Annotated in this window: 15 protein-coding genes and 1 tRNA gene; 10 read left to right on the plus strand and 6 right to left on the minus strand. The window is 36.4% G+C overall.

Annotation, left to right across the window (positions count from 1 at the left end; translation table 11 throughout):
• The first annotated feature begins 76 nt into the window (after positions 1-76).
• The 5 genes from MSVAZ_RS14405 to MSVAZ_RS14425 all read left to right on the plus strand — a co-directional run bounded on the left by MSVAZ_RS14405 (position 77) and on the right by MSVAZ_RS14425 (position 2,690).
• Positions 77-1,171 carry a type I restriction endonuclease gene (locus MSVAZ_RS14405; RefSeq protein WP_048122059.1) on the plus strand — a complete coding sequence of 365 codons (1,095 nt, stop codon included), beginning with the start codon at positions 77-79 and terminating at the stop codon, positions 1,169-1,171.
• A gap of 595 nt (positions 1,172-1,766) precedes the next feature.
• Positions 1,767-1,946 (plus strand): hypothetical protein, encoded by a 180-nt coding sequence (locus MSVAZ_RS14415; RefSeq protein ID WP_048122063.1) that lies wholly within the window; start codon positions 1,767-1,769, stop codon positions 1,944-1,946.
• Entirely contained in the window at positions 1,946-2,281 is a 336-nt protein-coding gene (locus MSVAZ_RS14420; protein WP_048122065.1) for a hypothetical protein, read from the plus strand. Before MSVAZ_RS14415 ends, MSVAZ_RS14420 begins: the two co-directional genes overlap by 1 nt.
• 66 nt (positions 2,282-2,347) lie before the next feature.
• Complete coding sequence (locus tag MSVAZ_RS20540; protein ID WP_157206100.1) at positions 2,348-2,497, plus strand: hypothetical protein; 150 nt, start codon at positions 2,348-2,350, stop codon at positions 2,495-2,497.
• The gene (locus MSVAZ_RS14425; protein WP_048122068.1) at positions 2,487-2,690 is read left to right on the plus strand and encodes a type II toxin-antitoxin system RelE family toxin; all 204 of its coding nucleotides are present in this window, start codon (positions 2,487-2,489) and stop codon (positions 2,688-2,690) included. Before MSVAZ_RS20540 ends, MSVAZ_RS14425 begins: the two co-directional genes overlap by 11 nt.
• A gap of 139 nt (positions 2,691-2,829) precedes the next feature.
• On the opposite strand, the gene MSVAZ_RS14430 is transcribed toward MSVAZ_RS14425, so the two are convergent.
• Positions 2,830-4,122, minus strand: a complete 1,293-nt coding sequence (locus MSVAZ_RS14430) for a transposase (RefSeq protein ID WP_084626156.1) — start codon at positions 4,120-4,122, stop codon at positions 2,830-2,832.
• 214 nt (positions 4,123-4,336) lie between these two features.
• On the opposite strand from MSVAZ_RS14430, the gene MSVAZ_RS14435 reads away from it, so the two are divergent.
• From MSVAZ_RS14435 to MSVAZ_RS14450, 4 genes are all read left to right on the plus strand, one after another.
• The gene (locus MSVAZ_RS14435) at positions 4,337-4,633 is read left to right on the plus strand and encodes a nucleotidyltransferase family protein (protein ID WP_048122071.1); all 297 of its coding nucleotides are present in this window, start codon (positions 4,337-4,339) and stop codon (positions 4,631-4,633) included.
• The gene (locus tag MSVAZ_RS14440; protein WP_048122073.1) at positions 4,630-4,980 is read left to right on the plus strand and encodes a HepT-like ribonuclease domain-containing protein; all 351 of its coding nucleotides are present in this window, start codon (positions 4,630-4,632) and stop codon (positions 4,978-4,980) included. The genes MSVAZ_RS14435 and MSVAZ_RS14440 overlap by 4 nt, the downstream gene beginning before the upstream one ends.
• Positions 4,981-5,502: 522 nt before the next feature.
• Positions 5,503-6,126: a methyltransferase family protein gene (locus tag MSVAZ_RS14445; protein WP_048122075.1), complete on the plus strand. Its 624-nt coding sequence runs from the start codon at positions 5,503-5,505 to the stop codon at positions 6,124-6,126.
• Positions 6,127-6,301: 175 nt separating this feature from the next.
• Entirely contained in the window at positions 6,302-6,739 is a 438-nt protein-coding gene (locus tag MSVAZ_RS14450) for a hypothetical protein (protein ID WP_084626157.1), read from the plus strand.
• A gap of 115 nt (positions 6,740-6,854) precedes the next feature.
• On the opposite strand, the gene MSVAZ_RS14455 is transcribed toward MSVAZ_RS14450, so the two are convergent.
• Positions 6,855-7,394: a site-specific integrase gene (locus MSVAZ_RS14455; protein ID WP_232316115.1), complete on the minus strand. Its 540-nt coding sequence runs from the start codon at positions 7,392-7,394 to the stop codon at positions 6,855-6,857.
• 232 nt (positions 7,395-7,626) lie between these two features.
• Complete coding sequence (locus MSVAZ_RS20545; RefSeq protein ID WP_157206101.1) at positions 7,627-7,833, minus strand: hypothetical protein; 207 nt, start codon at positions 7,831-7,833, stop codon at positions 7,627-7,629.
• Between the two features lie 392 nt (positions 7,834-8,225).
• On the opposite strand from MSVAZ_RS20545, the gene MSVAZ_RS14465 reads away from it, so the two are divergent.
• A complete protein-coding gene (locus tag MSVAZ_RS14465) occupies positions 8,226-8,414 on the plus strand; it encodes a hypothetical protein (RefSeq protein WP_048122082.1) in 189 nt (62 codons plus the stop codon).
• Positions 8,415-9,492: 1,078 nt separating this feature from the next.
• On the opposite strand, the gene MSVAZ_RS14470 is transcribed toward MSVAZ_RS14465, so the two are convergent.
• From MSVAZ_RS14470 to MSVAZ_RS14480, 3 genes are all read right to left on the minus strand, one after another.
• Positions 9,493-9,738 (minus strand): hypothetical protein, encoded by a 246-nt coding sequence (locus MSVAZ_RS14470; RefSeq protein WP_229394561.1) that lies wholly within the window; start codon positions 9,736-9,738, stop codon positions 9,493-9,495.
• Between the two features lie 1,088 nt (positions 9,739-10,826).
• Positions 10,827-10,910, minus strand: a tRNA-Ser gene (locus MSVAZ_RS14475).
• Between the two features lie 123 nt (positions 10,911-11,033).
• Positions 11,034-12,407: an endonuclease Q family protein gene (locus MSVAZ_RS14480; protein WP_048122084.1), complete on the minus strand. Its 1,374-nt coding sequence runs from the start codon at positions 12,405-12,407 to the stop codon at positions 11,034-11,036.
• Positions 12,408-12,520 lie beyond the last annotated feature (113 nt).

The following is a 12,520-nucleotide window of genomic DNA, read 5'->3' on the forward strand; positions in this document are numbered from 1 at the left end:
AAATCAGTAAGTATATCTGTAAAGATGCTGTTATATACCTTACTATTGAGTAAATTTACACCAGAGGCGTTTAATTTTGGATTTCATCGACCAAATAAAGGTTCTAGCTGCAAAGATCCCTAGTTTATCTGCGAATATTAAGACTGAAGAGGCGACAAAAAACGCTCTCGTGCTGCCTCTTTTAAACATTCTTGGATACAACGTATTTGATCCAACAGAAGTTGTCCCTGAATTTACGACAGATTATGGCACAAAGAAAGGTGAAAAAGTTGATTACGCCATTTTTAGGGACGAAAAACCAGTAATACTAATCGAATGTAAAAATATTGATGCTGATCTGGATACAGTTCACGCATCTCAATTATTCCGATACTTTACAGTCAGTGAAGCAAAAATCGGAATTCTGACAAATGGAACTGTATATCGCTTTTTTACAGACATTGACGCTCCAAATAAGATGGATGAAAAACCTTTCCTAGAAATAAATCTACTAGATATTAAAGAGCCTTTATTAAATGAATTGAAACGATTTAAGAAAGAATCTTTTAATGCTGATGATTTAGCGTCTGTAGCCTGCGATTTGAAGTACACTAAGGAAATAAAACTTATTCTTGCAAATGAAATCAATAATCCATCTGAAGAATTCGTTAAGTTCTTTGCCAAAAAAGTAAAGGAAGGAGTCTTTACCCAAAGCGTCCGTGATAAATTCACAGTGATTACAAAGAACGCCATCAATCAGTTTATTAATGAAAGAATTAACGATAGATTACAATCGGCAATGACTGACACTGTTATATCTAATCCAATAGGGGATAATGTCGAAAATCCTCCAGCTCAGCCTGAGAATCTCATTCAAGACGAGATTGTAACAACAGAAAAAGAGTGGCAAGCCTACTTTATCGTAAAAGCGATTCTTCATGAGGATCTCGATATAAAAAGAGTCTACATTCGAGATAAGAAGAATTACTGCGGCATACTGTTGGATGACAATAATAGAAAACCTATATGTCGGCTTTATTTCAACACTAAGAAGAAATACTTAGGATTGTTTACCGATAATAAGAATGAAGAGAAGGTTGCAATTGAGGATTTGAACGACATTTATACGTATGCTGAAAAACTAAAAATTACCATTGGCAACTATGATAACAACAAAATCCAGGTTGATTAATTCTTTAAACTAAAAAAGCCTTCTTTGGCCTAAATTATATATTTTGCTTTTAGTATCTCAGCCATATGTGGAATTTTTAGTATTCAGTTTATAAAACCCTACTTCCACAAAACTACATTCCCACAAAAAAAGACTTCAATCCTTTTTAGAAACTACGCCCAGGGCAGGATTTGAACCCGGGTTTTTCTCCCTGGCTCAGATCCTCCGGAGCGTTATTTGTCTCGATAAGAGTAAGCTTCAACCGAAGCAGGTCGGTTGTATAGATTTAAAAAAATCGTTCCCTGCTCTCGGATATCGGCTATAACCTGTTAGCAGCAGGTCCTGACCGAGTTCAATTACTTATTGTGAAGTGCTTGTTTATAAATTTTGTTTTACTTAATCTTTATATATGTTAACACATATACAGAATTTAGCGTCTGAAATTTAGCAGATTTCGGGCAGTTGAATAATGGTTGTATAGAAATGAGATTAACAAAATCATCATTAGTGGAGCTTTTCTTAATTGCTCTTTGTATCGTGTCAGACAAATTTTGCATAAGTAACTTCAGCTTATTTTGTATTGAGTTTCCCGCCAGCATTTCCTGGAGGACCTAAGATGGAGTACATTTCCCGGATCTGCGGGCATGGACCTGAAACCAAATACAAACGTTCCAATGTTCCGGCTGCTCTCTGCTCTGAGCTTGAGATATCCATAGGCACAGTTGATTCCTGGCAGGTCCTTGACAAGGACAGTGCTGTCGTAAGGGTAGTAGCCCGCAATGGAGTGCTGGTATAATGGAAGGCAAAGTCCCTTATGCTAATGGAAACTCCAGTTCCAATGGGAATGGCAGTCCTGGTGCCAATGGCAAAAAAGCTGGAACCTCAGGTTTTGCAGATTCTCCGTCCCTACGTCTGCCTGAAGCTTTTGTGATTCTATCTCCTGACCAAGTCAGCGGAGAAAAGACCTATGAAGGCACTGTAGGCTTCAAATACGGGCCTTCTAAAGACGACTGGCTCAGGATACCTTACACAAGCATGAAAAAAGTCATCGACTTTTGCAGCGAGCACAAGGATCTCTTCAACATGCATCTGCAAAAAGAACGTGAAAAGAATCAGGTATCTGACCTGTAATTCTTTTTCTTGCAGGTGTAAGTATGCAAAGTCGTAATAGTCGAAGATGTAAAAGAAATCGGTTCAATGGGCGATGATTATAACAGAGTAATTGAAAAGTTAATAGCTGAATATAGAATTAATATTGCTCGACAAAATATAGATAAAACTGTTGAAGAAGGGGAGAGGCTATATAAAGAACATCCAGAAGAGTTCGTGAGCGTCGATGATCTTTAAAGTACTTGTTTCGAAAAACGCTTTATCTAACGTTCCTACTGAACGACGAGATCAAATAAAAGAAGCTCTAAAAGAACTTGAATCCCCGTTTGGGGGAGGAAACCAAAAGAAATTAAAAGGTTATAAAACAGGACACTTTTTAATTTATTCTGGGGCAACCAAAATTGAGACTAACTTTATGAAATTACGTTAAAAACTTCTTCAAAATTATAGTTGAATTTGCTTCCCGTTATAGAACTTACTAATTTTTTATGGGTTTTATGAATTTCATCAGAATTTCTTGATAGCTATCGCTATAAGATTTTAATTTTTGATTGCAAATTTCCTTTACTTCATCCAGAACCATATAGGATTTTTGCCCTCATTAAGGGCGAAAATCCCCTCCATTTTCCAGTAGCAAAATACCTATTATTGAAATAAGTAAATAAGTTGTAACAAAAATTGGCTAAACCACTTTCGGTTTTGAAAGACCTTACATTCTCTATGATATCACGTATCAAAGAAAAAGTTTGTTCCATTGTGTTGTTCGTTACTGGTGTGAATCCTTTCATCATGTGGTCTACATTTCTCTTGAAAATCTCTTTTGCATAAGAGATTGCCTTAAGAGATGCTTTTGAAAGTTCCAGATAGGACTCTGAATTCAGCATATTTTGATAACGTACAACAGCTTCGACTACTGTATCTGATGTTATCAATTGGCAAATCTCATTGTATACAATTTCATCCTCAATGGGAATTTCATCACCAGCTTTAAACTCTTCAGAATACTTCTTGCTTACGTTTTTCAACTGATGATATACACAAAAAGAATGACTCACTTCAGGGAAGACAGTCTTTACAGCTTCAATTATCGCATTATCTTCATCAGAAACTATTCTTTTTATTTTGCCTTCAGGAAATCGGTTCTTTATACGTTCCATAAGAGGAATTAAGGCTTTAATATCCGGTAAACTGTCAGTTATCTCAAAATCTAAAATTACTTTTTCTTTTGTAGCAACAACGCACACAGATTTATATCGCAACTTCTTCCATTCTTTTTTTGAAAGCTTTTTTCCAATCAACTCTTCAAGACTTTTTTTCCATCCCGTTTTGGTCCAATCTCCATCAACATATAAAGTTTCATCAAAATCAATTTTTTGATCTAAGAGTTCTTGCTTTGAAAGTTCTGCTTGTTTCTGCTCATATAACCACAATGAAGTTGCACAAGGAGCTCTTCCACAGACATTTATCACTCCTTCTGTATATGTTTCCCCAATTCGTCGAGAATTGTGTAGACTGCATCGTCCATTGCATCTTACAGACATTTGTTTGTCATAATATTCAGAACTGTAATTTGCAGAACCAGGAACGCCAATAATCTGATCATGAAAAGATTTCTTACAAGAAGGACAAATCCAGTATGTAACATTGCAAGCTATAGTGCCGTGGCTTGATAAAATCCAACGAGTGTGATGAGAGTTTACATGTAATTTACTGCCACAATCATCACAATGAGTAAATGATGATATGGAGAACATAGGATAGTAGCGATTTCCAACCAAAACCTTTGGTAAAGGAATTATTATTTTGCCGTCAACAACCATTTTTACCATTGACTTATCTATTGCGATGTTTCCTTTTCCCATAAATAGAAAATTATCTCAATATAATTAAAATTTTATTGTTTTGCACGATTTAGAGAGAAAATCTGAAGACCAGAAAATAATAAAAAGTCTCAAATTTACAGAACGTTTAATACACTGCCATAAAAATTGACAAAACAAAACTATTCTAAGACAAAACAATTGACTCTCTTTCATCAGGATATGTTTAAATTGTAACAAACGAAATTATGATGATATGGAGAGTGCTTCCCAGAATAAAGAGTTATTCGAAAAAATATCTTCATTCCTCAAGAAGGAAGGAGCAATAAAGGTAGCTATTTTTGGTTCTTATGCAAGAGGAGAAGAAAGACCAGAAAGTGATATCGATGTTCTTGTAGAGTTTTCCGAAACAAAAGGTCTGCTCACTATGGTCAGAATTGAGAGAGAGCTATCAGAGTTTCTTGGAGTAAAAGTTGATTTACTAACCGAGGGGTCGATAAGCCCATACCTTATTGAAGGAATCAAAAAAGAAGCAAAAGTGATCTCTGCATGAAAAAAAACGACTCGATTTATCTTAGCCATATCCTCGATTCAATTGAACGTATTGAAGAGTACACTAAAGGTATGGAAAAAAAAGATTTTTCGTCTAGCAATCTAGTTCAAGATGGGACTATCAGGCAAATTGAGATTATAGGTGAAGCCACTAAAAACTTATCCAAAGATCTCCGCGAAGAGTATTCTCAAATTCCCTGGAGGGACATTGCTGGGATGAGGGATCGATTGATTCATCATTATTTTGGAATTAATTTGGAAGATGTTTGGCATACTGTTAAAGTCGATATTCCTGCTTTAAAAGATGAGATTCTTGTGATACTCGATATTCTGGAGACTAAAAAATAATGATGTCTCTGATTGAATGGTTCCACTGCAAAAATTAATTTTCTAGATTTCTGCCTATGAGTTTGCAATCACAACGTTAGGAAGTATATAGAAATATACTTGTTTCCTCCGACAAACTGCAGTAAATGGGGTAAAAATAGGGAGAAACATATAGGAACTTTTATTCAATGGCTACCGCGATCGGTTTTTATAAGGTAGCAAGACAAATCAAATTGCGGGCGGCCACCCCACCCTAAAGGATTGGGTATGCTTCGGGCCGCCCGCCCGGTTACTTGGATACAGATAATTAGGTTCTGTTGCAAAAAATCTGGTTACTTTACAAAACAAGTGAAAACCTTCACAATTAGGAAAGTTAATCATTCTCACGACCCGGAAACAAAGTACGAGAAGAAAATTTTTGCAACACAACCGTTTGTTCTATATTGCCTGAACTTCTAATATTTTTAAGGAACTATAAGTAAGCTTTTCATATTGGTGTAGAAATAGAAGTTATTTAAATAAAAATAAGGGGGACTACTGGAATTGGTTTCTTCCAAAATTACTCCTGTTTTTTCTCTGGCAGCATTTGCAGTTATTCACAGCCTGACTGCGAGCCTGCCCTTCAAACGTCTCCTCGTGAGGGGCCTGGGTTCAAGGGCAGATTGGTTGTATCTACCGGTATATAGCCTAGTTGCAATGCTAACGATATTGCCGCTCGTTTATCAGCTCTACAAAAATCCTGGACGGGTTCTCTATAAAATACCTTCTCCTTGGCGCTGGCTGATGGTCGGCGGGCAGTTAATTGCTTCGATTATTGCCCCAAAGGCTTTTCTGGATGCACCCAACCGATTCAAAATACGCTCACAGCTCTCTGTTCCACAGACACCTGAAGCAGGTTCCCTGAATATCCGGGGTATTTACCGATGGGTAAGAGATCCCTTCCTGCTCTCAGGCCTTGTCATAATCTGGCTCACTCCCACTATGACCGTTAATCTGCTTGTCATATACCTTTTGACTACTATATACCTGTATCTTGGATCCCTGCACTGGGAAAGCAGGCTGATAGCACAGTTTGGTGACGAATACCGTGAGTACCAGAGAAGGGTAAATAGATTAATTCCCAAATCATGGAAAAATGCTAAAGATATTGATAAATTCAAAGAATAAGATATTTTATAGGTATCGCTAAAGCGTGTTTTCAGCAAAAGAAAAATATTATTAGTATTTTTTCCTGTCAGTTCAAAAGGGGGGAAGTTTCATAGCAGAAGATCAATACTCTTACAAACAGGATTTAAATTCTAAAAATATAGGTAACAATATCATTGGAAGGCTTTTTCCTGAAATAACATCAAAGTCTCTAGCAGGCGATGTTGTAACCCTCCCTGAGGTTTCGGAAGGAAAGGTTACACTAATCTGTATTGCTTTTGTGCGCAACGAACAGAGCATGATCGACTCCTGGGCTGAACCTTTAGAGCAAGAATTCGGGAAAGACAGCAGGTTTGCTATATATGAGGTTCCAATGATAAATGCAGCATGGAAAGTGTTCTCATGGATGATCGATTCAGGCATGAGAGGGGGAATTCCTGTAGAGAAACACAGTAATGTCGTTACCTTTTATGGAGATTACTCAGACTATCAAGAAACCCTTAAAATGAAAGATACGAACTTTGCCTATGTTTTTTTGCTGGATCAGAAGGGTTTTATTCGCTGGAAAGGGAAGGGATATTCAAGTCCTGAAACCATAAAAGAACTAATCGAGACTGCAGAATCTCTTAAATAAATGAATAAGTAGCTCTGTAGAAATCCTTAATTTCTAGTAGTAAGCTCAAAAGGTATATTTCTATTGTAATATTTTGGCGTAGCCTCCAATATTTGATAGTACGGACAACATTCACTTAAATTCCCCTTCTAAGAATTCCCCACTCAGTAAGTCTCTTTTCAATATCTCTCATTTCATAATCTGTAAAACTTAAACTCTGGTAGTGCCTCAATGACGTTACTGGATCGTGTCCCTGTCTACTGTAAATCTCAATTTCCGGTATTCCGGCTTTAAGCATCCATGACTCTATTGTTTTCCTGGGAGTCTTCGGACCGACTTTCGGGCTTATATCTGCTTTCTCAGACCACCTGCTAAGGTTATCCCACCAACTTGTACGATCTGGGGGTCTCCTGCCTTCCTGAAATGCCTTAATTAGATATGGAAAAGTAGTGGGAAGTTTGTCAATAGTGCGCTTTGGTGCTTTCTGTTTGACCTTCTTCTGGGCTTCCTTTGGGAGTATTATTTGATTCTTGCTCTCAATGTACCATGATGGATTATAATATAATCTTTGTAATTCGACATAGCGAAGCCCCGTAATTGTGTTAAGTTCAAAGATAGGCTTAAACTTTGCAGGTATCGCCTTAACAAATCGATCATACTCTTCGACAGTTAACACTTTAGTGCCGTCTGCTGTTATTAATTCATTTTCTATAAAAATCCCTTCAAAAAGTAGTATACCAACGTTCTATAAATAAGTTGGTGTTTTCTATACTTTGCCTTTTAAATAAGTATTAAAAAGATACTTGATTTTTATTTGTTGCTGTCGTTTTTGCTCTGTCACTATAATCAGAAATACCAACGTTCTATCAGAAAACATTCGTATATCAAAAATGAAAAGAAAAAGAGATTCAGATGTATTTTTCTATTTCGTTATCATCTAAAACGACGCAGCATTTATTGAACCTTTTTAATCCTTCTTTGTATTCATCTTCAGTGCAACCACTCATTCTCATGACATTGTTTTTTATCGTAGAAAATAATTCATCCCTTTGGAGCACTGACTTATTCTCGTCTGCTATACGTTGTAATAATGCGAATATCTTTTCAGCTATCATACATGTACGATTGCAAAAATTGAATTCAAGTTTAACGCCTTTTGAGCCATCCGTTATAATTGTCTTAGTAATGACATAAGGTTTATGCGAAAACTCCTCTCTGCAAAAATCACATATCATTTTTTATCACATCCGATTCTTCGGTTATGTTTTAATATGATTTAATTGAATGCTCTAAGTCTTGGCGTGGATCCGGGAGGATAGTTCGGCCTAGGCGCGTGAAATACAAACGTTCTATACTAAAATGTAGCTATTCAAAAGGGATATCGTACTAAAAACACCAAAAATAAAAAATATTTAACGGTTTTAATCGAAGTTTTTAATATAATTCACACTAATAAAACACAAATATCTGAAGTTGCTTAAGTTCTGTATTAGAGGTGTCATCTACCATGAATCCAGCTATAGTCCCCCAAAATGTGTTAGATGATCTTTCTAAGTTCATCTCATCATTTAGTGATTTGCCACATCCATTACTTATTGCTCAAAAGTTTTGTTTAAAATATAAAGAATATGGGAAACAATTTGGTCTTCCTGTAATTGTGGATCTGGTAGAGCAGTTGATCAGAAATAATTCCTAAGTATTAGATTTTTTCGCCTATGACTGGCTAATCATGTCATAAGGCTACATTTTATGTATAAATGTAGCTATCTAATATGATTTTTTTCAATATAGAATTTCTACTCAATAACTTCGTTAGATTTATGATTTCACAGAAAATGAATGTGGATATTTTTAACAACCCGCCAAGAAGAGGATTAACCTTATCGTTTAGGATTTTACATCAACATTTAAACGTCATAGATAAAAGCATCAGGCATTAAACGTTCTTGGTAGAAACTGTCGTGGTAATAGGTGTTAATGCTTGAACTTCATAAGATGCACATCTTGGATTACATCCCCATAAAGAGTTAATTAAATCCAAATCGCGCTTATCTTTTATAGGACACTGTTCAATTTCATGAGTACCAAGACTAAGTACTTTCAAAAAACGACATTTAAGGTGGATACAGTCTGTTTTAAAATTCACTATTCACTACACATTTAAGTCCTTATTAAATAACCGCTCTGAAAATTATAATGGCTTTAAATATAATTGATAGTGTACTAGTTTTTCTGTAAAATCCTCAATTTTAAGAAGTCACTAACTCAAATATAATACAATATTTAGAAATGTGATTTTAAATTTATAGCTATTTTATAAAAATCAAAACTACGGCTTTTTTCCATTATCAAGAGACATCGAGAAAAGTACCTATGTGTTCATCATCGAATATTTGCATTTACTTGGGTTTATCGAAGGAAACAAGCATATTCGTATAGTCTCTAGAACAATTGAGAAAACAAACACATAGGTAATTGTGGAAAATCAGCCTGAAATTGGCAATTTTCATTATAATAATCAGATGATAAGACAGAAATAACATTATTGGTATTACGACTTTTAGCAAAGTTATGTTAGTTTTGCATACTATAATAGATATTTTGTAATTTTTTGGGGATCTGAAAATTTTGGGGATATCTATAGGTTTTACCATGAAACATATGAATAAACTACGAAGCAAATTTACAGAAAACTCAATGCACTGCCAACACATCAATGCCTGACAGCTGCAGGCATTCTATTATGACACAAAAAGGAAAGAAAAAAGAATAGATTATTTAACCACTCTATACAGAGGTTCTCCTAACTTTTCATTTCCGTTTTCATCTAGCTCTCGTATCGTGTACTCTGTGACTATCAAATTAAAAGTTTGGTCCGGATCATCCGCGAACTTTCGGATATCATCAATTTCTAAATCAATTAAAGTAGGTTCATCATCTTTGATTTTTACTAAAATTTCTTCGTAGTTGTTGAGCTCTGCGAGTTTTTCAAGTGCTTCAATTATTGTCATTTCAGTCATGCTTTTATTCCTCCTTTTCCGTAATTCAATAGTTTTCTAGCTCGTTCGTGGATTCGGTTTCTTCTTTTAGCACCACAAAATCTTTTATTATGTAATCGCAGGATGACGAAGGGCAAGCCCATCCATACGGGGAATATCGCCACTTACTGTTTATTCTCTCTCTTTTATAGATTCTTTTCAGATATTCACTATGCTTTGGACACAGTGGTTTAGGAATTGATTTCTTTCCATTAAGCTTTAGTTGTCCCTGGTGTTTGTTTTGTTCTGTTAGATATTAAAGTAGTGTATAATCTTCTGTGAATTCGTTTTATTACTAAGCACTGGTTTTACTATAAAACCTGTGCATAAATTAAAGGCAAATTTTACAGAACATTTTGTACACTGCCAGGCTCGGCAGTGTTGCAATCCTTCTGTAAATTTAAAGTTAAATGTCTATATATTCACAGATATGTGAACATAATACGTAAGGTACACAAAAATATTTGAATATTTGAAACCGATAAGGATAATATGCACACTGACGCTATAAGCTCAAGCTCTACTATAAGCTCTAGTGTTGCAACAATATATGGAATACCTATATTAGATATTATAGTTGCCACTTTATTAATATTATTTGTTTTATATTTATTATGCAGAATAAAGAGAAAAGATAGATATTCCTTCAGCACATCCCGCAACTCGGGGTAACTCCCTGAGTTTATTTTTGTAACTTGTTTATAATTTCTTCTATATGTGATTCGGTTCCGAATTCAGGATTCATTTTTTTAATCGTGTTCAAGGTATAGGAGAAAATTATTTTCATTTGAATAAGTTCTCTGTGAAGATGAGCAATATTGAGAGTCAAGAAGATTATTGTCAAGCTTATAATGGGACAAAAAAGAAGAAAAATGGTATTTTCTGGAGTTAAAAGATTCATAATGTTACATATGAAATAGTTTTGAAAAGCTTTTTTATTTGTGTTGAAGGCGCTGCCTGAGAATTACTTTTAAGAAAAAATATATAAAATGAATTATTATAATGAAAAAAGTTATAAAAAGGGTTTTTTTGCTCGATAGGTGTCAATCGAGCTTTAATTTGACAAATAACGCCCAGGGCAGGATTTGAACCTGCGCTCTCCCAAAGAAGAAACGGTTTTCGAGACCGTCGCCTTACCACTAGACTACCTGGGCATTTTGTTTTAAAGTAAGAATATTTCCGGGCGCTACCCGACGTATTTAATGCAACGTGTTTCAGATGCAGGGTAGTGAATATACTTTCTTTCTTATATATCTTATTATCCTCTAACCTATATATTAAAAATCGAAAAGTGAACTCTGGCCTGCATCATCCGGTTCCGTATTATTCGATTCTTGATAATCCGACCTTTCTTTTTCGGTTTCGTCGGGTTTTTTCCGGAGATTTTTTTCTCTCTTTTTTTCGGGTTTGCTTGCTTTTGCGGGATTTATCTCTTCAAGATCTGCAAATGAAAGCTGTCCTGTTTGCCGGATTTCTTCATTTTTCAGGTTTTCAGGCAGCTCAAGCCAGCCATACTGGCCTCCTCCACCGGGATGGATTATAACATTGCCTTTCCTGAAAGCCAGGATCGCGTTTACTATCCTGTCATCACCCACGACCTTCAGGTCTTCAGGCTCGGAGTAAATAAGAGCTTTGACTTCGTTTTCAAAGCGTTCTATAAGTTTATTCCAGGCCGTCTGTACGCCTTTTGTCTGAACGCTTGCGTGGCCGAGCGCCATCTGGATAATCTCGGCAAGAGGAATGAGATGGAGGTAAGGAGGACGGTATTCAGGATGCTCTGGTTCTTTAAAATCTGCGAGTTCATTAACGCGGTCGAAAACCCCTTTCTTTATGACGCCTCCACAGACAGGACAGCGCCACTTATTCTCAACGGCTTCAGGCAGCGGATACTGAGTAAAACACTTAATACAGGCTGACCGGTTGTATTTTCCCTCTTCGGGAAAAAAACCCACATTCAGAGTAGCTTTATACCCCTGTTCCCTTAGTATGGCTTTTTTCAAGCCGTCAAAGGTAAGCTCAGGCATATCAAACTGCGTAAACTCCCTTGCCAGTTTATTGGTCGAAGGGGAATGAGCATCGGAATTCGAAAGAAAAGTCAGGCGGTGAAGGTCCTGGATTCTGTCTGCATAATCACTGTCTGCACTCAGGCCAAGCTCCAGGAAAGAAATATAATCTGTCATATCTCCATAACAACTTTTAAGGCTGTCATGGTAGCCGTAAAGTGCAGTCCAGGGAGTAAAGGCATGGCAGGGGCCGATAAGAGCTCCAATGTCTTTTGCAATTTCTGCAATTTCAGTGCCATCCAGCCTGACACTCGGGCGGCCATCGGCTTCAAGGTTGCCGAAAGGAGCAATGCGCTCGGACAGTTCTTCAGCCTTTGAAATCGAAGGTAAAATAAGTAGATGGTGTACGCGGTTTCTGTCTTCTATCTCGGTAGTTGGGATGAAATAAATCTCATCTATGCGGATTTCTTCATCTGAAACAGATACTCTTTTGATCTCTTCTAGCCACTTCGGATGAGTGCAGTCTGCAGTACCGATTAATTCCATCCCTTTTTTTGAAGCCTCCCTGGCAATTGTCGGCAGTTCCATTTTTATGGAAGATGCCATGGAGTACTTTGAATGGAGATGGAGGTCTGTATTGACTTTCATTTCCTTCCCTTTACCGGAAAATCCAAATTTTAATGCTCACTTTTAATGCTCACTTTTAGTGCTCACTTTAATTAGATAGCTTTAGATTGAAACTCACATTTAATTCTCTGGTT

Source organism: Methanosarcina vacuolata Z-761 (assembly GCF_000969905.1).
Taxonomy (GTDB): domain Archaea; phylum Halobacteriota; class Methanosarcinia; order Methanosarcinales; family Methanosarcinaceae; genus Methanosarcina; species Methanosarcina vacuolata.